This is a genomic window from Streptomyces sp. NPDC017991 (assembly GCF_044328075.1).
Lineage (GTDB): Bacteria > Actinomycetota > Actinomycetes > Streptomycetales > Streptomycetaceae > Streptomyces.
In genome coordinates this window covers 18,794-36,068 of record NZ_JBIRGP010000001.1, presented here as the reverse complement: position 1 = coordinate 36,068, position 17,275 = coordinate 18,794, and the positions used below count along the sequence as shown (strand labels likewise).

General features: G+C 67.9%; 14 protein-coding genes. 9 read left to right on the top strand and 5 right to left on the bottom strand.

What is annotated here, in order from left to right; translation table 11 throughout:
• Positions 1-29 precede the first annotated feature (29 nt).
• The 8 genes from ACH4DZ_RS00170 to ACH4DZ_RS00135 all read left to right on the top strand — a co-directional run bounded on the left by ACH4DZ_RS00170 (position 30) and on the right by ACH4DZ_RS00135 (position 7,596).
• The gene (locus ACH4DZ_RS00170) at positions 30-851 is read left to right on the top strand and encodes an MBL fold metallo-hydrolase (RefSeq protein WP_398284592.1); all 822 of its coding nucleotides are present in this window, start codon (positions 30-32) and stop codon (positions 849-851) included.
• Positions 848-1,771, top strand: a complete 924-nt coding sequence (locus ACH4DZ_RS00165) for a fumarylacetoacetate hydrolase family protein (protein ID WP_398284591.1) — start codon at positions 848-850, stop codon at positions 1,769-1,771. The genes ACH4DZ_RS00170 and ACH4DZ_RS00165 overlap by 4 nt, the downstream gene beginning before the upstream one ends.
• Positions 1,768-2,214 carry a nuclear transport factor 2 family protein gene (locus ACH4DZ_RS00160; protein ID WP_398284590.1) on the top strand — a complete coding sequence of 149 codons (447 nt, stop codon included), beginning with the start codon at positions 1,768-1,770 and terminating at the stop codon, positions 2,212-2,214. Before ACH4DZ_RS00165 ends, ACH4DZ_RS00160 begins: the two co-directional genes overlap by 4 nt.
• On the top strand, positions 2,211-3,167 hold the full coding sequence (locus ACH4DZ_RS00155) for a VOC family protein (protein WP_398284589.1): 957 nt from the start codon (positions 2,211-2,213) through the stop codon (positions 3,165-3,167). The genes ACH4DZ_RS00160 and ACH4DZ_RS00155 overlap by 4 nt, the downstream gene beginning before the upstream one ends.
• Positions 3,154-3,762 (top strand): carboxymuconolactone decarboxylase family protein, encoded by a 609-nt coding sequence (locus tag ACH4DZ_RS00150; protein WP_398284588.1) that lies wholly within the window; start codon positions 3,154-3,156, stop codon positions 3,760-3,762. The genes ACH4DZ_RS00155 and ACH4DZ_RS00150 overlap by 14 nt, the downstream gene beginning before the upstream one ends.
• Before the next feature lie 53 nt (positions 3,763-3,815).
• Complete coding sequence (locus ACH4DZ_RS00145; protein ID WP_398284587.1) at positions 3,816-4,565, top strand: hypothetical protein; 750 nt, start codon at positions 3,816-3,818, stop codon at positions 4,563-4,565.
• A 29-nt stretch (positions 4,566-4,594) separates the two neighbouring features.
• Positions 4,595-6,019, top strand: coding sequence for an amidase (locus ACH4DZ_RS00140; RefSeq protein ID WP_398284586.1), 1,425 nt, complete (start codon positions 4,595-4,597; stop codon positions 6,017-6,019).
• Between the two features lie 188 nt (positions 6,020-6,207).
• On the top strand, positions 6,208-7,596 hold the full coding sequence (locus ACH4DZ_RS00135) for an aminotransferase class V-fold PLP-dependent enzyme (RefSeq protein WP_398284585.1): 1,389 nt from the start codon (positions 6,208-6,210) through the stop codon (positions 7,594-7,596).
• 212 nt (positions 7,597-7,808) lie between these two features.
• Here the strand turns inward: ACH4DZ_RS00135 and ACH4DZ_RS00130 are convergent, their stop codons facing one another.
• The 4 genes from ACH4DZ_RS00130 to hisD all read right to left on the bottom strand — a co-directional run bounded on the left by ACH4DZ_RS00130 (position 7,809) and on the right by hisD (position 13,327).
• Entirely contained in the window at positions 7,809-9,596 is a 1,788-nt protein-coding gene (locus ACH4DZ_RS00130; protein WP_398284584.1) for a thiamine pyrophosphate-binding protein, read from the bottom strand.
• A 46-nt stretch (positions 9,597-9,642) separates the two neighbouring features.
• Positions 9,643-10,302: a ThuA domain-containing protein gene (locus ACH4DZ_RS00125; RefSeq protein WP_398284583.1), complete on the bottom strand. Its 660-nt coding sequence runs from the start codon at positions 10,300-10,302 to the stop codon at positions 9,643-9,645.
• The gene (locus tag ACH4DZ_RS00120; protein ID WP_398284582.1) at positions 10,299-11,906 is read right to left on the bottom strand and encodes an APC family permease; all 1,608 of its coding nucleotides are present in this window, start codon (positions 11,904-11,906) and stop codon (positions 10,299-10,301) included. The genes ACH4DZ_RS00125 and ACH4DZ_RS00120 overlap by 4 nt, the downstream gene beginning before the upstream one ends.
• A gap of 95 nt (positions 11,907-12,001) precedes the next feature.
• Positions 12,002-13,327, bottom strand: coding sequence for a histidinol dehydrogenase (gene hisD, locus ACH4DZ_RS00115; protein WP_398284581.1), 1,326 nt, complete (start codon positions 13,325-13,327; stop codon positions 12,002-12,004).
• 128 nt (positions 13,328-13,455) lie between these two features.
• Here hisD and ACH4DZ_RS00110 point away from each other — a divergent pair, with 128 nt between their 5' ends.
• Entirely contained in the window at positions 13,456-15,063 is a 1,608-nt protein-coding gene (locus tag ACH4DZ_RS00110) for a PucR family transcriptional regulator (RefSeq protein ID WP_398284580.1), read from the top strand.
• A gap of 33 nt (positions 15,064-15,096) precedes the next feature.
• Here ACH4DZ_RS00110 and ACH4DZ_RS00105 read toward each other — a convergent pair whose 3' ends face one another.
• Positions 15,097-16,680, bottom strand: a complete 1,584-nt coding sequence (locus ACH4DZ_RS00105; RefSeq protein ID WP_398284579.1) for a GMC oxidoreductase — start codon at positions 16,678-16,680, stop codon at positions 15,097-15,099.
• Positions 16,681-17,275: the final 595 nt, after the last annotated feature.

The window sequence follows — 17,275 nt, the reverse complement described above, 5'->3', positions numbered from 1 at the left end:
CGGAGGCCGGGCGCTCAAGGAGATTCATCATGACCACGGAAACCATCACCGACACGATGCGCCTGCGCCGTCTGGGCTGGGCGGGCGTAGAGATCCAGCTCGGCGATACCCGGCTGCTGATCGACGCGCTGGAGAACGTCGCACCGCTCGAACCCGTCCTGGGACCGCCCAAGAGGCCGCTTCCCCCCATCGAGGCGCCTGCCGGAACGCATGCCTTGATCACCCACCTGCACCCCGACCACTACGACCGTGAACTGCTCACGGGCCTGGCAGTATCAGGGACCATCGGCTGCCACGCGTCCATCGCGCCGGACCTGGCCAAGGACGGCGTCGAGGCCGTCCCACAGGAACTGGGTGAGGCCCGCCGCATCGGCCCCCTGACGGTCACCCCCGTCACCTCGCTCGACTGGCGGGGCAGCGACTCCTACCAGGTCGCATGGATCGTGGAAGGCGCCGGAACGCGCATCATCCACTGCGGAGACACCATGTGGCACGGCAACTGGTGGCAGATCGCCCGCGATCACGGGCCGTTCGACGTCGCGTTCCTTCCGGTCAACGGAGTCATCGCCCGTTTCGAGGGCTACGACGCCGCTGTGCCCGTCACCCTCACCCCCGAACAGGCCATAGAAGCCGCAGCGGCCCTCGGTGCTTCCGCCGCCTGCGCCATCCACTACGAGCTGTTCAACAACCCTCCCGCCTACACCGAACAGAGCGACATCACCCAGCGCTTCAGCGCCGCAGCCCAGCTCAGGGGCATCACCGCCCACCTCGTCGCCGACGGGGAGGCCATTCCCCTCCCCACCCCCCGGGGCTTGGCCGACGACACCGGAGACACCCAGGGGCCGGCATGAAGTTCGCAACCGTCGAGCATCGGGGCAGCCCGGCGGCGGTGATCGCGGTCACCGACACGGAAGCAGCCGTACTGCCCGCTGGTTTCACCGACATCGAGAGCATCGCGCGGGTGTCGGACGAGGAACGGCTGTCAGCGGTCCACGAAGCACTGTGGGCCGGTGAACGCCTGCAGGTGAGCGGACTCGCCTGGCTGCCGCCGGTGCTGCGGCCGGGCAAGATCCTGTGTGTGGCGCTGAACAACAGCGCCAATCCAGACCGGATCATGTCCGGGCCGGACACACCCGCGATGTTCGTCAAGCCGTCGTCGTCCCTGGTCGGCCACGGTCGGGCCATCCGCCTCCGCAAGGAGGACGGGCGGGTGCATCCGGAGCCGGAGCTGGCCGTCGTCATCGGACGCACCGGCGCCGACATCGCGCAGGACGAGGCGCTGTCGCACGTGTTCGGCTACACCGTCCTGAACGACATCACGGCGCCGGGCCTGCGAAACGAGGACACCTTCCACTACCGGGCGATCCACCCCGACCCCGGGGCGGCCGACGGGGTGCGCTTCGTGGAGAGCTGGGTGAGTTACCCGGCCCGCTACAAGGGAGCGGACACCTTCGCTCCGCTCGGTCCGTGGGTGGTCACGGCGGACGACGTCGCCGATCCGCACGCCCTTCGGATCACCTGCTCGCACGACGGCCGGCTGATCACCGACGACAACACCGCGAACCTGCGCTTCGGCGTCGCCGAGGTCATCTCGTTCGCGTCCCGGTATCTGACGCTGGAGCAGGGGGACGTGATCGGGATGGGCACGGCGCTGAGAAGGTCGGGAGCCGGCGGTGCGGTGCAGAACCTGGACCTCAACCGGCTCGGCGGGCTGGTGGAGATCACCGTCGACGGCATCGGAGCGCTCGCCAACCACGTGGAGTGGCGATGAGCATCGATCCGACGACCCGAGCGGCCATCGCGGACCTCAACGCCCGGTTCTCCTGGGCTCTCGACCTGCACGACTGGGGCGGGCTGCGCGAGGTGCTCGCCCCGGACGTGCACTACGTGAGTACGGGACGTGAGTTCCACGATGCGGAATCAGTGATCGCGTCCTTCGAAGCCCGCTCCGGTGCCAGGACGACGCGGCACGGACTGGGCAATCTGCTGCTCAGCGAGGGCCCCGGCGGTACCGTCCTCGGCCGAAGCAGCTGGCACACCTTCGCGAGCAACACCGAGCCGGTTCAGGGCGTGCCCCTCTACATGGTCGCGGACTTCCACGACACCTATGCAGGTGACGCGGACGGGTCATGGAAGCTCGCGGAAAGGATCATCCTGCCTGTCTTCCGTGATGACGCCCTGGCACCGACGACCACGACGGGAGCGGGTCGATGACCGGTGAACCGATCCACGATCTGGCCCATCTCGGCCGGCACGCCCTGTTCACTCCCGACCCGGCAGGCACGCTGCGCTACTTCGTGGACCTGCTCGGCATGGACGTCGTGGCGGAGGGCGAGGACTGTACCTACCTGAGGGCCTTCGGCGACTACGAGACCTGGTCGCTCAAGGTGATCGCCTCCGACCGGGCAGGACCGGCCTGGGTTTCGTGGCGGACGGCGAGCGCGCAGGCGCTGCGGCGCCGGATCGACTGGCTGGAAGCACATGGGCACGCCGGCCGGTGGACACCGGCGGACCACGGGATGGGCCCCTCCTACGAGTTCACCGATCCGGACGGACACACCTTCCGCCTGTACTACGAAACCCGGCGCTACGAGGCCCCCGAGGGACAGCGGCCGGTCCTGCCGACCAACTTCCAGGCGTACGCCGGGCGGGGCGCGAACGTGCGGCGTCTCGACCACGTCAACCTTCTCGCCCGTGACGTGCGGGCATGCCGCGTGTTCTGGCAGGAGGGGTTCGGGCTGCGCACCTACGAAATCGTGCGCCAGGCGGACGGAGAGGGCGAGGTCGCCTCCTGGATGAGCAGCACCATCCAGGGCCACGAGCTGATCTATACGCAGGAGCACACCGAGGCACACGGACGCCTGCACCATCTCGCCTACGTGGTCGACAGCCGGGAAGAGGTGCTGCGCGCGGCGGATCTCTTCACCGACGCACGCGTCCGGATCGAGGCGGGCCCCTCCCGCCATACGGCGATCCAGGGGTTCTACCTCTATACCCGTGAGCCGGGAGGCAATCGCGTCGAGGTCGCGAACGGCGGATACCTGGTCTTCGACCCCGACGCCGAGCCGTACGTCTGGAACGCGGAGGACTGGAAGGCCAAGCCCGGTTGGGGAGCGCCGCTGCCGCCGGAGTTCCACGTCTACGGGACCCCCGATGCGGCCCGCTAGCACCGGCACGGGAGGAGCACCAGGACGCTTCGAACCGCTCCGGCCGTCGGAGCTGGACGCCGAGCAGCGAGCCTTTCACCACCGCATCACGGACGGACCCAGAGGACGCCGGGGCGACGTCCCGCTGGTCGGCGGCGACGGCTCCCTCCTCGGCCCGTTCGCCCTCATGGCCATCGTCCCGGCACTCGGCGACCCCGTTCAGGAACTGGGTGCGGCGGTGCGCTACAGAGGGGAACTCGATCCCCTCGTACGCGAGGCGGCCATCCTCCTCGTCGCCGCTCATCACGACTGCGTCTTCGAGTGGTTCGCGCACGAACCCGCCGCCCGGCGGCTCGGCCTCGACGACAGCCAGTTGGGAGAGCTGCGGGACGGCAGGCCGCCACAGGGCCTGTCACCGGAGCGTGGACAGGCCCTGCTCGCGGTGAACGCCATGCTGCGCACGGGATCCCTGGACGACGGCGCCTTCGCCGAGACACGCGCCGCACTCGGAGAACGCGGTCTGGCCGAGCTGGTCTGGCTCACCGGCTACTACTCGATGCTCGCCCTGGCACTCGCGGTCTTCGATCCGCCGGAGATCCCCGGCCCCGAGCGGTAGGAGGGGCGCCGCGGATCCGTATCAGGATCCGCATCCGCAGCAGGGAGAAAGGAGTGCACGCCATCCGTACACATTTCATCGTCCATGAGTCGTTCGAAGGCCCCGGAGCCTTCGAGGAATGGGCTGACGCCAGGGACCACGACATGAGCCACTCCAGGCTCTACGAGGGTGGCGAGCTGCCTTCCTCTGTCGACGGCATCGACCTGCTCATCGTGATGGGCGGCCCTCAGCGAACCGGCACGACCGTCGAGGAGTGCGGCCATTTCGACGCCGCCGCGGAACGGGCGCTGATCGCCTCCGCCGCCGCAGCGGACAAAGCGGTGGTCGGCGTCTGCCTCGGCGCACAGCTCATCGGCGAGGCGCTGGGGGCGGCCACGGAGCCCAGCCCGTACAAGGAGATAGGCGTCTTCCCCGCCACCCTCACCGCCGACGGGCAACGGCATCCCTTCTTCGCCGGCTTCGAGAAGACGTTCCCCGCCGGCCACTGGCACAACGAGATGCCCGGTCTCACGGACACCGCCCGCGTACTCGCCACCAGCGCCGGCTGCCCACGGCAGATCGTCGCCTACGGCAGACGCGTGTACGGACTGCAGTGCCACATGGAGTTCACCCCGAGCCTGGTCGAACAGCTGATCGGCTCTTCGGAAGGCGCGTGGGACGACACTTCCGCCGGCCGTCCGTTCGTCCAACAACCCGCCGAGCTGCGGGACAACGACTTCACCGGGATGAACGACAGGCTCGGGACCTTCCTCGACCGGCTCGTCTCGGACATCCCACCGCTCGGCTCCCGGGCCCGGCGGTGACAACCGCACCATCCGCAGGGGAGCCCGACATGTCAGCACTGCACTACCTGCCCGCGACCGAGGCGCTGAGGCTGTTCCGATCCCGGCAGCTGTCACCGGTGGACGTCATGCGCGCCGTCGTCGAACGCGCGGCACTCCTCGAACCGAGCGTCAACGCCTTCGCCGAGCAGATGTTCGACAAGGCCCTGCGGGCAGCCGCAGGGGCTGAACAGCGGTATCGGCCCGGCGCGAGCCCCCGGCCGCTGGAAGGCCTCCCCGTGGCGGCCAAGGAAGAGCAGCCCATCGCGGGACACACGGTCACCGACGGCACACTGCTGCGCCCGTCGTATCCCGCGCGCGAGACCTCGATGGGACTGGCACGGATCGAGGCCGCGGGAGGCATTCTGCACGCCCGCACCACGACCTCGGAGTTCTGCTGCATGCCGTTGTCCCACACGCGGCGCTGGGGGGTGACGCGCAATCCGTGGAACCTGGAGGCCGGTTGCGGCGGCTCGTCCGGAGGATCGGCGGCGAGCCTGGCCGCCGGCACCAGCATGCTGGCCACCGGATCGGACATCGGGGGTTCCCTCCGGGCACCCGCGTCCTTCACGGGGGTGGTCGGATTCAAGCCCCCGCACGGCCGCAACCCGATTCTCCCGCCCGCCGGACTGGACCCGTACTTCCATCACGGCCCGATGGCGAGGACCGTCGCCGACTGCGCCCTCCTCCAGAACGTGATGGCCGGACCGGACCAACGGGACCCCTCGTCCCTGACGGCGACGGTTCGCATCCCCTCGGACCTGGAGCGGGTGAGCGGTCTTCGGGTGGCGTTCTCCGTCTCCCCGGGAGACCTTCCCGTCGACCCCGAGATACGTGCCAACACCCGAGCCGCGGTGGATGCCCTGAGCGTGGACGGAGCCGTCGTCGAAGAGGTCGGGACCATCTGGCGCCTCGATGAGATCAAGCGGGCACTGTGGGCCCACTTCGGCAACGGCACAGCCGCGGAGATCCTCGCGATGGACCGGCGACAGCCCGGCAGGATCACCCCCTACACACTGGACTTCGCTCGCAGAAGCATGGCGGCGGCCCCACAGGCGGACACCGAAACCGGCCACACCCTCGAAGCCCCCGTCTGGGCACGCCTCGACGCCCTGTTCGACCGCTACGACGCCCTGGTCATCCCGACCGTCGCCGCCACGGCCTTCGCGGCCGGCGAGGACTACGTCGACACCGAACTCGTCGTGGACGGCAGCAAACTCGACCACTTCTCGGACGCCTCGCTGACACCCGCCTTCAACATCTACAGCGCGAGCCCCGTGATTTCGGTGCCCTCCGGATGGGCGTCCAACGGAGTGCCCACAGGCGTGCAGGTCGTCGCGGCCCCGTACGACGACGTCACAGCCTTCCGGGTCGCGTCCGCGATCGAGCAGAATCTCGGTGCCGGGTTCGGTGGTCGGCATGTGCCGGTCCTGTGAGTTCCGGGACGGGAATGCCACTCCCTCGAATACGCGGGCCGGATATTTGCCCTTATCCGTAAAGGCTAGGGAATAGGGTGCTGGTGCGACAACGGTCGGCGGAACCGTTCCCGTGCGGGTACTTTCCAACGGGACCTGGTGTAAGCGCAGTTGACAGCACTACCGTAATTTCGCTCTATAGTGTGTACATGGTCGATGTAACACTTCTTACTCAAATACGGGCCAGGGAATACGGCTACCTGGACGAGAAAAAGCACGTCTACCTGGATCACACGGGTGCGGGCCTGCCCTCCAGATGGCAGCTGAGGGCCCACACCACCCGGATCATGGGAAATGCCTTTGGTAATCCGCATTCGGATAACCCCACGTCGGCGGCGTCGGACGTCCTGGTGGCCAGCGCGCGACAAGCCGTTCTGCGGCATTTCGACGCCGACCCACGAGAGTATGCGGTCGTCTTCACACCGAACGCCACAGGTGCGATCCGCCTGGTGGGGGAGGCCTATCCGTTCGCCGAGCGCAGCAACCTGGTGCTCACCGCTGACAACCACAACTCCGTCAACGGCCTTCGTGAGTACGCGCGTTCGGGATTAGCCGATACGCGGTACGTACCGTTGGCCGGGCCGGACCTGAGGATTGCCGACAGTGCGCTGGATGAGGCCCTCGCCGCAGGGCACGGCGACAACGGCGGGTTGTTCGCATTTCCCGCGCAGAGCAACTTCACCGGTGTGCAGCACCCGTTGACGTGGATCGAGCACGCCCACGCCCGGGGCTACGATGTCCTGCTCGACGCGGCGGCCTTCGTGCCCACCAACCCCTTGAACCTGAGCGTGGTACGACCCGACTTCGTGGCTGTCAGCTGGTACAAGGTCTTTGGCTACCCCACCGGTATCGGGACCCTCATCGCCCGCCGTGAAGCCCTTGAGAGGCTTCGACGCCCCTGGTTCTCCGGGGGGACGGTCAAGGTCGCCAGCGCCGCAGGCGGGTGGTACCGCCCGGCCGACGACGAGACGGCCTTCGAGGATGGCACCCTCGACTTCCTTTCGATACCTGATGTCGAGGTGGGCCTGGACTGGATCCGGTCGATCGGTATGGCTACCGTCCATGACCATGTCACCGGCCTGACCCGCTACCTGCTCGACGGGCTGCGTACCCTGCGGCACGCCAACGGGCAGCCCCTGGCGCGTATATACGGCCCGCCCGGTACCGAAGGGCGCGGTGCGACCGTCAGTCTCAACCTGCTGGATCCCCACGGCGAGGTCATCGACGAACGCATCGTGAGCCGTGACAGCTCAGCCCTCGGCATCTCGTTGCGTACCGGCTGCTTCTGCAACCCCGGTGCGGGCGAGGCGGCGTTCTCCATCGACTCGTCAGCCCTGCGCGGCCTCGAACTCACCCGTGACGGCACCGTCGACGACTACCTCGCCCTGCTCGGGCTTCCCTCCGGAGGCGCTGTGCGCGTCTCGGTAGGTCTTTCGTCCAGCAGGGCCGATGTCGACGCCTTTCTCAACTTCGCGGCCGACGCCTACCGCGACCGGATTCCTGTGGCCGAGGGTCTCAGTCCTCGGCTGCGCTGCTGAGGGTCCCGTCGATCGAGAGTGAATTAGGTGGATTCGCCGACGGGTTGTCCCCAGGACACCGCGACGCCCGCCCGTGCAGCCAGATCCTCGGCTGCACGAGCGGGCGTCGCGGTGTGTTGCGAGGTGGGGGCGAGGTGGGGGCGAGGTGCCGGAGGAGGTGAGCCGCATGTCCTCGGATGCCCGTTGTGCGCGGGCGACGGGCGCGGGTTCTCTCAGAGGTGCTGTTCGGTGGCCCTGGTCCGCTGGTACTCGTCCTGCCGCTCGTCCGTGATGTACGCCGGCACCGGGAAGTCCCACCAGCCGGGCACCCAGGGGCCGGCGGCATCGCGGTCCGTCGGCACTTCGACCAGGGCGGGCTCGCCCGACTGGACGGCCTTGTGCAGGGTCGACTCCAGCGAGTCGGCGTCGGAGACCTTCCAGGACTCGATCCTGAAGGACCGGCCCATGGCCGCGAAGTCGGGGCTGTACGGCGTGCCGTCGGGGCGCGAGAACTCGACGCCGATGTGCCGCGATGTCTGCTTGCGCTGACCGCCGCGGATCGACATGTATCCCGCGTTGTTCTGGACGACGAAGATCACCGGCGCGTTCGCGGTGATACTCAGTGCGATTTCCTGGGCGGTCATGAGGAAGTCGCCGTCACCGAGAACGCACACCACCGGACTGTCCGGCCGTGCCAGCTTGGCGCCGACCGCGGCCGGAATGGCCCAGCCCATGGAGGAGAAACCACCGGAAGTGAGGTGGGTACGCGGTGAGTAGACAGGGAAAGTCTGCTTGACCGCCCCCTGGGTGTTGCCTGAGCCGGCAACGATGATCGCGTCGCGCGGAAGGACGTTACGGAGAGCCCCCAGCGGACGCTGCGAGGTGAATGGGAAGCGGTCACTGTCACGGCGGCCGGCCAGCTTGTCCTCCCAGTCCCGCTTGAGGGTGGCGAGTTCGGCCAGGTACTCGGAGCGGTCCACGCCCTTCGTGGGCAGGGAGTCGACAATCGCTGCCACGGCTCGCTGCGCATCGGCGACGATGCCCACCTCGGCGGGGTAGTTCTTGCCGATCTCGTGCGGATCGATGTCGATGTGGATGAGCTTGGCCGGCGGGATCGAGAAGGTGACGCCCTTCGCGTAGCTGGAGGCCGACCAGTCCGTGAAGCGGCAGCCGACGGAGACGACGACGTCGGCGGAGCTCGCGATCGCGTTGCCGACCAGCGTGCCGGTCTGGCCGACGCTGCCGGCGAACAGGTCGTGGTCCTCGGGGAAGGCGCTCTTGCCGTTCCACGTGGTGACGACCGGGATCTGCCAGCGCTCGGCGAGGGCGAGCACATCGTCGGACGCCTCGGACGTGATGGCACCACCGCCCACCACGATGACCGGTCGGGTAGCGGTGCGCAGTACGTCGGCGGCGCGTTCCACCGCTTCGGGGTCGGGATGCTGGCGGCCGACGGGGACGCGCCGGGCGAGGTCGTGGAGTTCCACATCCGCGGCCTCGGCCTGCACGTCCATCGGCACTTCGAGGTGCACAGGGCCCGGGCGGCCGGTGAGCATGGAGTTGAAACAGCGGTGCAGGACGAAGGGAAGCTCCTCGACACGGGTGACGACCCAGTGGCGTTTGCTGACGGCCTCGGCCACCTTGGGGAAGTCGTTGGCCGTGTAGCGGTCGAGTTCCTGGAGCAGCCCGTGGCCGCGCATGTGGGTGGGCGGGCCACCGGTGATCACGAGGACGCTGGTGGAGTCGGTGAACGCGGTGCCCATCCCGATCACGGTGTTGCTGGCGCCGGCGCCGATGGAGGTCACCGCGGCCTGAGGGCGGCCGGTGACGCGGTAGTAGCCGTCCGCGAGATGGACGGCGCTCTGCTCGTGGAAGGTCTGGATGAAGGGGATCCTGGATTCGTCGTCGAGGAAGGCGTCGGTCAGTGACCAGATGCCGTGGCCGGGGATGCCGGCGACGTAGTCGACCCCGTAGTTGCGGAGGGTCCGCGCGACGATCTGGCCTCCGGTGAGGACAGGCATGTGGTTGCTCCCACTCAGCTCGGTTCGGTTCTCGTGGTCACGGTCGTCAGCGGGCGGCCCAGGCGAAGCCCTGGGCGCACAGCCGGGTCACGTCCGGGTTCCGCAGGTCGTCGAGGTCGTGTCCGACCGCGCTGTAGAACACCCGGCCCTGTCCCCACGTCCGGGTCCATGCCTGAGGGATGGTCTTCCCCTCCAGCCACGGCAGGTGCTCGCCCGTGAAGGTGGTTTCGGCGAGGACGTGATTGTTGGGGTCGACCGACATGTAGTACTGCTCGGAGGCGACCGTGAAGTCGTTGACCCCTGCGGTGATCGGATGGCCGGTGCCCGTGACGGTGACCCGGTAGGGGTACTTCACCCCTTCGCCGGCGGGGTGTTCGAGGAAGCTGCCGCCGAGCAGCCAGTGGTACTTCAGGCTCGTGCGGAACGCGGCGGCGGCGCCGTGCCAGGCGGCGATCCCCGTACCGGCTTCGACCGCGGTCAACAGGCTCGTCTCCTGAGCGGCGGTGAGTCCTTCGGACAGCAGCGCGTTGTTCCAGTTGAGTGCGATCAGGTCGTAGCCGGTGAGGTCGCCGTCGAGCGTGAAGATGTCGTTCGTCTCGTCGACTTGGTATCCCAGATCCTTGAAGATCGGGAGAGCCCATTCCGCGGCGACCTGGTAGGGCTTGTGCCCCGGCCAGCCTCCGTACAGATACAGCACGCGGGTCATGCGTTCTCCTCTCCGATCGTGGATGTGATGAGTGCGGCGCGGCTGCGGAGACGCTCCGCCACCTCCAGCGCGTCCCCTTCCGGCGCTGTGGAATTGCGGTCCGGCTTCGCCGTCAAGAGGTACACGAGGCCCACGGCCGAGACGATGAGGAAGCCGATCAGCGCGATCCATCGGTCCACGACCGGGGTTCCGGAGTCGCCGGTGGGCCAGGCCAGCAGAACCATCCCGAGAAGGCCGTAGGCCAGGGCCGCCACGTTGACCACGATTCCCCAGCGGCCCAGCGTCCATGCCCCGGCGGGCCGCCAGCCCTTGAGGCGCATCCGCAGCGCGGCCAGTACGACCATCATGAACGCCGTGTATCCGGCCAGCATCTGGAAGGCCGCGATCTTGGTGAGGGAGTCGGGCGAGTAGTAGATGAACACGAAGATCAGCGCCGGGGCGATGTTCACGGCCAGCAGCGCGTTCAGGGGGACACGGTGCCTGTGGGAGATCTTCGAGAAGACACGGGCACCGGGGAACATGTTGTCGCGGGCGAAGGAGAAGACGATCCGGCTCGCCGCGGCCTGCTGGCTCATCACGCCCGCGATGAAGGAGGTCAGGGTGACCAGGAGCACCAGCTTGGTGCCGACGGTGCCCATCGAGCTCTGCAGGATCGAGGGGATCGGGTTGGAGTCCTCTCCCGACAGGATCGACGCGAGGTCCGGGGCGGCGAGAGCGTAGCCGACGAACGCGAGCACGGCTGCCAGTCCACCGACGGCCACGGTCAGCTGCATCGCACGCGGGATGCTGCGGGCCGGGTTCGGGACTTCCTCCGCGATCTCGCCGCACGCCTCGAACCCGTAGAAGAGGAAGAGCCCGACGAGTGAGGCAGCGATGAAGGCCGCGAAGTAGCTGTCGTGGTTGGAGCTGCTGGTGTGGAAGAAGATCGAGAGGGAGTTGTGCCGCTCGAAGATCAGGAGGTAGAAGCCCACGAGGACGATACCGATGAGTTCGGCGGCGAGCCCGATCTTGGAGATCAGAGCCAGTGTCCGGGTGCCGAAGCAGTTGCAGACCAGGCAGAAGACCGTCATGCCGAGCGCGATCCACAGGCGCTGAGCGGGCGTGGAACTGATCCCGGGCGCGTCGGCGGTGCCGGCGAAGAGACTGGCGACGAAGTCCGAACTGAACAGGGCCGTGCTGGTGATGCCGATGGTGATGCAGCAGATGTAGGTCCACGCGGTGAACCAGGCGTAGCGCCCGTTCCAGAGCCGTCGGACCCATTGGTAGAGGCCTCCGGCGAGCGGGAACTGTGAGACGACCTCGCCGAAGACCAGGGCGACCAGGAACATTCCGAGCCCGACGATGCCTATCCAGAAGATGGACGGCCCGCCCGCGGTGGCCAGCCCGACCGCGAAGAGGGACACGACGCCCACGAGGGGCGAGAGGTAGACGAACCCGAGGGCGAAGTTCGCCCACAGGCTGACCTTGCGGTCGAACTTCTGCTCGTAGCCGAGCGCCGCCAGGAGTTGTGCGTCCTCGGCCGAAGAGGCGGGTCCGGGGGACCTGCCCGAGGCTCTGCCATGAGGGGTTCCGGACGTCTGCGCGTCGTTCTCCGTAGCTGACATGACAATCTCCGTGGGTCGAAGGGTGAGTGCTCCTTGTCGAACGGTTGCCTCGCCGCGCGGGCGGTCCGGCCTAAGTCCTGATCTGCCATCGCAGTTCAGACCTGGTCGAAGGCGTGGTCGGTCCAGTCGAGCGTGGCCGACCCGAAGCGGGCGCTGCGGACGTCCCCCGAGCGCGCGTGACCTTCGAAGTTCTCGATGCGCGATGCCCTGCCGCAGATCTCGCCGAGCCGGGCGCTGGACGTGGCGTCCTTGATCTCCTGGTAGGTCACCGTCTTCAGGTACTTGCCGACCCAGAGCCCTCCGGTATAGCGGGCCGCCCCGAGGGTGGGCAGGACGTGGTTGGTGCCGATGACCTTGTCGCCGTAGGCGACGCAGGTCTTGTCCCCGAGGAACAGGGCACCGTAGTTCCGCATCCTGTGCAGCGCCTCGCGGGGCTCGTCCGTGAGGATCTGGACGTGCTCGCTGGCGTACTGGTCGGCGAGGTCGTAGGCGGCGTCGAGGGTGGGAACCACGATCACCTCGCCGTGGTCACGCCAGGCGCGCCCGGCGACCTCGCCGGTGGGCAGGCCCGGCAGCAGCTCGTCGACCCAGGAGATGGTGCGCGTGGCCACCTCCTGCGACGTCGTGATCAGGACCGCAGGGGAGTCCGGTCCGTGCTCGGCCTGGGACAGCAGGTCGGTCGCCACCACGAACGGGTCCGCGGTCCCGTCCGCGACGATCAGTACCTCCGTCGGGCCGGCGAAGAGGTCGATCCCGACCTCGCCGAAGAGCTGGCGCTTGGCCTCCGCCACGTAGGCGTTGCCGGGTCCGGCGAGCATGTCGACCGCGTCGATGGTCTCGGTGCCCAGCGCCAGTGCGGCGACGGCCTGGACACCGCCCATGACGAAGATCTCGTCGGCACCGGCCAGGTGCATCGCGGCGATGCTCACGGGCGGTGGGGCGCCGCGATCCGGCGGGGTCGTCGCGGCGACCCGCTCCACTCCGGCGACCTTGGCCGTCAGGACGGTCATGTGAGCCGACGCGGTGAGAGGGTAGCGGCCCCCGGGAACGTACGCCCCGGCCGCTCCGATGGGGAGGTTGCGCTGGCCCAGGAACACCCCGGGGAGCGTCTCGACCTCGAAGTCGGTCAGGGAGTCGCGCTGTGCCTGGGCGAAGCCACGCACCTGCTTCTGCACGAACCGCAGATCGTCGAGGACCGTCTCGGGTACCGAGGAGACCACGGCGGCGACCTGGTCCGGCGTCAACCGGAAGGATTCCGGACTCCACTCGTCGAACTTCTGCGACCACCGGCGTACGGCGGCATCGCCGTACTGCCGTACGTCGGCGATCACGTCGGCGACGGTTTCGACGATTTCCGGACGGCTGGTCCGCGATGGATCCGGCGTGATGGGAGCTTTAACGATCTTGCTTGTCGATGACACTCTGCACTCCTTGCAGGTGGTCGTGCCTGCGGGCTTGACATGAAGTCTGGGTAGATGAAGCCCTGCCGGAACAGGCACAGTGTGTGCAATATTGGTCTTGAATCCTGCACATACTGAGGAAAATGATCATGGCTGAAGTACTGACAGTCCGAGCCGCTCTCGAACTTGAGGTGTTCTCCCGCACCGAGGTGCGCGTCTACGCCGGGGAGAGGAATCTGGACCGCCCCGTGCGGTGGGTGCACACCGGGGAGATCCCTGACATCCACCGCTTCCTCACCGGTCAGGAGATGCTCCTGACGGCAGGACTCGGCATGGGCGAGACCGCTCTTCAGCAGCGCGCGTTCATCAGGCGTCTCGCGGATGCCCGGGCGTCCGTCCTGGTGGTCGAGCTCGCCGGCCGCATGTTCGACTCCATGCCCGAGGCCGCCGTCGAGGAAGCGGAGGCCGCCGGTCTGCCGCTGGTGGGACTCGCCGAAGAGATCCCCTTCGTCGAAACCTCCGCCCAGGTCCACGAGGTGCTGGTCGGTATGCGCGTCAAGCAGCTGATCGCCGAGGAGGCCACCAACCAGGCCTTCATGGACCTGCTGCTGGCCGGCGAGGACTACGTGGGTGTGGTCAGGGAACTGGCGCGTCGCACGGGGCGTCCCGTCGTGCTGGAAGACGTGGCTCATCAGATGCTCGCCTACGGAGGTGCCACGCCGGAGGCCGATGAGGTCGTGGACAGGTGGAGCGCGCACTCCCGAGCCATCCACGAACGCCACCACTCCCTGGTGGCACACGGCCCCGGGGCTCCCATGGCACCGGCGGCCTCGTTCCAGGAGGTCGTGCCCTGCGCGCGGCAGCATGTGGTCCTGCGGGGCGAGTCCTGGGGCTGGCTCCACCTCCTGCACGGAGGTGTGCAGCCGGCCCCGGCCGAACTACGGACGCTGGAACGCGCGGCCGCGACACTGGCTATCACCCTGCTGAGCGAGCGGGAGAGCGGCGCCCGCGCGTCCCAGCGCCAGACGGCCCTGCTGAACAGGCTGCTGCTCGGCGACATCACGGGCGAAAGGTTCCTCGGCCTCGCTCTGGCGCTCGGGCAGGACCTGCGCGGGCGGGAGCTGATCGTCGTCACAGCGTGCGCCGGGGACGGCGAAGCCTTCAGCGACCCCACTCTCGCCCGTCTCCTGCACAAGGCCGGCTGGCCCGCCGTCGTCGGTGACACCGGAGACTTCGACATGGCTGTCGTGGGCCTGCCCACGCGCGACGCCGCGCCCGACGTGCACACCGTGCTGAGCGAGCACGGTCTGCGGGGTGGCATCAGCCGTCTCGTGGAACCGACGGCGCTGCCACTGGCGCTGCGCCAGAGCCGGAGCGCGGCCTCCGTGGCAGCGGCCGCCGCCACCGCGGAGGTGCGCCACTTCGACGATCTGGGCGCTCTGCGTCTGCTCGTCGCGCTCTCCGAAGGCCCTGAACTCAGGCGCTATGTCGAGGACGAACTGGGTCCCCTCCTTGAGCACGACGCACTCGTGAAGAACAAGCTGCTCGCAACCCTGCGCACCTTCCTCGACTGCGGTGGGAACAAGGCGCGGGCAGCCGAGGAACTCTTCATCCAGCGGCGCACCCTCTACCACCGTCTCGACAGACTCTCCGAGATCCTCGGCCTCGACCTCACCCGGGTCGACAACCAGCAGCGGCTTCAATTGGCCGTACGCGGACATGACCTGCTGCGCAGGCCGACCCTGCGGCGCACCTGACGAAGGCACGCCACCAAGGTCTGCGGAGCACGCTCAGCCCTTGGTCGCCTTCGCAAGGGAGGGAGCGATGCGCAGGGCGTTCGCGCCGATCGTCAAAGCCGGGTTGAGCGCCGCGGAGGACGGGAAGAACGACGCGTCGGTCACCCAGAGGTTGTCGATGTCGTGGCTGCGGCACGACGGATCGAGGACGCTGTGTGCCGGGTCGTGACCCGCCACGGCCGTTCCGCACATGTGGGAGTTGGTCTCGATCCCCATGCGCTGGGTGAAGATGAGCGGATATCCCGCCTTGCGGACCGTCTTGGTCACCCGGCGCACGAGTTCATGGTGGGGTTCGAGGTTGTTCGGCGTCCAGTCGACGAGGATGCGGTCGCCCTCCACCCGGATCCGGTTGTCCCGCGAGGGGAGGTCCTCTGTCGTCAGGTAGATGTCGATGCTCCTGGCCGACATGAACCTCAGAGCCCACATCGGTGCCCACGGACGGGCCGGCTTGAGCATGGGCGCCTGGAGCTTGCCCAGCATCTGAAGGTTCCCGAGCGGGAAGGGGGTTCCAGGACCGGCTTCGTAGAAGTCGTTGATGCCGAGGGTCTTCTGCCACTTCGTGGGATTGGTCCGCAGCGGGTTGACCCCGACGAAGAACGTGCTGTTGTGGACCATGTAGTTGCGGCCCAGCAGGCCCGAGGAGTTACCGAGGCCCTGCGGATGTGCGTTGTTCGCCGAACGGAGCAGCAGGGCCGCCGAGTTCACCGCGCCCCCGGCGACGGCGAAGCTCTTGGCGTTGAGACGGACGACGCGGCCCGCGTGCCGGGCCTCGGCGGCGACGACCGTGCGTCCGTCCGGCGATGTGATCAGCCGGCTGATCTCCGTGCCGGTGAGGATCTTCACCCCGTCGCGCAGCGCGGGAAGAAGGATCCTGTTCTCCGCGTCGGACTTCATACCGGTCTCGTCCGGGCAGCCGTCGGCGGCCGTCACCGCGGCACGGTCGGCCTGGGTGTTCACGTTCAGGGCGTTCGGTGTGCGGAACGGATGCAGGCCCTGGCCGCGCAGCGAGCGGGCGAACCTCTCGATCTCCGGTTCGTGTTCGAGGGCGGGGTGGGGATAGGGCCTGGAGTGCGGCGGCTCGGTCGGGTCCTCATGGGTTTGCCCGTGCACCTGGAGCAGTTGCTCCATGGTGTCGTAATGGGGATCGAGATCGTCGTAGGTGAAGGGCCAGGCGCGGGAGACACCGTCGTGGTGTTCTACCTCGGTGAAGTCACTGCGCCGGAAACGCGGCAGCATGGCGCCGTAGAAGCGGGTGTTTCCGCCTACCCAGTAATAGACACCGGGCGCGAACGGCTCGCCCGTCCTGCCGTCGTACCAGTAACCGGCGTTCTTGTACCGCCCGTTGATGTACATCTCGGCCGGCTGCGAGTTCTCGGGCTCCCGTGGCAGAAAGTTTCCCCGCTCCACGACGAGCACGTCGAGGCCCGCGTCCTTGAGCGCCCAGGCCAGAGTCGATCCGCCCATGCCGGAGCCGATGATCAAAACATCCGTGCTGATCTCGTCGTCGGCACCGACCGACATCACGGAACCGGGCCGAAGCTCCGGGGGCACGTAATCCTGACTAACCTGGTTGGCCATGAAACGGAATTCCTTCGGCGCTCTGATGCGGACTCGGGGCGGGGAAATCGGTCCTCGTCTTGTCGGGTTCCAGGAGAGAGCCTAGACAGATCCGCCGAACAGGCACATGCACGAAATGAGAAATACTCGCCGAGTAAAATGCACATTGTGTGGCATGGGGGCTGGGCGGGGGAGTGGCCTTGACCTGGAGTCTTGGCCACGGTCCATCGCGGGCCCCATGAGGCAAAGCCATCCTGTCAGTAGCGGCCAGCGGCCAGTGGTTATCGGTCAATGGGTGGTGAACTGGTCCGGGGCGCGGAGTTCCTGCAGGTCGGAGAGGTGTCGCGGCCACATCGAGGACCGGTCCGTCATCGGGATCGGCGAATCGCCCACAGTCGCCGTGGGACAAGGACACAGGTTCCCGATGTAGCTACGTCCGCCACCAAACAGTGCCTCGAACAGCAGCGGCCCCGCCCCGCCTCGCGATGTGGAGGGGCCGCTGCGCTCATACGGCGCCCTCCACGGTCCTCAAGGAAGAGCGGAGAGGTGGGCGATTCGAACGAGGGGGCGGCTCTGGGTCGGGATGCTGGCCCGTGTATCCGTACAGGCAGCTACG

What these genes read in the sequence shown, in the direction of transcription:
- ACH4DZ_RS00170 (WP_398284592.1), top strand. Translation starts at nt 30, where the DNA reads ATGACCACGGAAACCATCACCGACACGATGCGCCTGCGCCGTCTGGGC.
- ACH4DZ_RS00165 (WP_398284591.1), top strand. Translation starts at nt 848, where the DNA reads ATGAAGTTCGCAACCGTCGAGCATCGGGGCAGCCCGGCGGCGGTGATC.
- ACH4DZ_RS00160 (WP_398284590.1), top strand. Translation starts at nt 1,768, where the DNA reads ATGAGCATCGATCCGACGACCCGAGCGGCCATCGCGGACCTCAACGCC.
- ACH4DZ_RS00155 (WP_398284589.1), top strand. Translation starts at nt 2,211, where the DNA reads ATGACCGGTGAACCGATCCACGATCTGGCCCATCTCGGCCGGCACGCC.
- ACH4DZ_RS00150 (WP_398284588.1), top strand. Translation starts at nt 3,154, where the DNA reads ATGCGGCCCGCTAGCACCGGCACGGGAGGAGCACCAGGACGCTTCGAA.
- ACH4DZ_RS00140 (WP_398284586.1), top strand. Translation starts at nt 4,595, where the DNA reads ATGTCAGCACTGCACTACCTGCCCGCGACCGAGGCGCTGAGGCTGTTC.
- ACH4DZ_RS00135 (WP_398284585.1), top strand. Translation starts at nt 6,208, where the DNA reads ATGGTCGATGTAACACTTCTTACTCAAATACGGGCCAGGGAATACGGC.
- ACH4DZ_RS00130 (WP_398284584.1), bottom strand. Translation starts at nt 9,596, where the DNA reads ATGCCTGTCCTCACCGGAGGCCAGATCGTCGCGCGGACCCTCCGCAAC.
- ACH4DZ_RS00125 (WP_398284583.1), bottom strand. Translation starts at nt 10,302, where the DNA reads ATGACCCGCGTGCTGTATCTGTACGGAGGCTGGCCGGGGCACAAGCCC.
- ACH4DZ_RS00120 (WP_398284582.1), bottom strand. Translation starts at nt 11,906, where the DNA reads ATGTCAGCTACGGAGAACGACGCGCAGACGTCCGGAACCCCTCATGGC.
- ACH4DZ_RS00110 (WP_398284580.1), top strand. Translation starts at nt 13,456, where the DNA reads ATGGCTGAAGTACTGACAGTCCGAGCCGCTCTCGAACTTGAGGTGTTC.
- ACH4DZ_RS00105 (WP_398284579.1), bottom strand. Translation starts at nt 16,680, where the DNA reads ATGGCCAACCAGGTTAGTCAGGATTACGTGCCCCCGGAGCTTCGGCCC.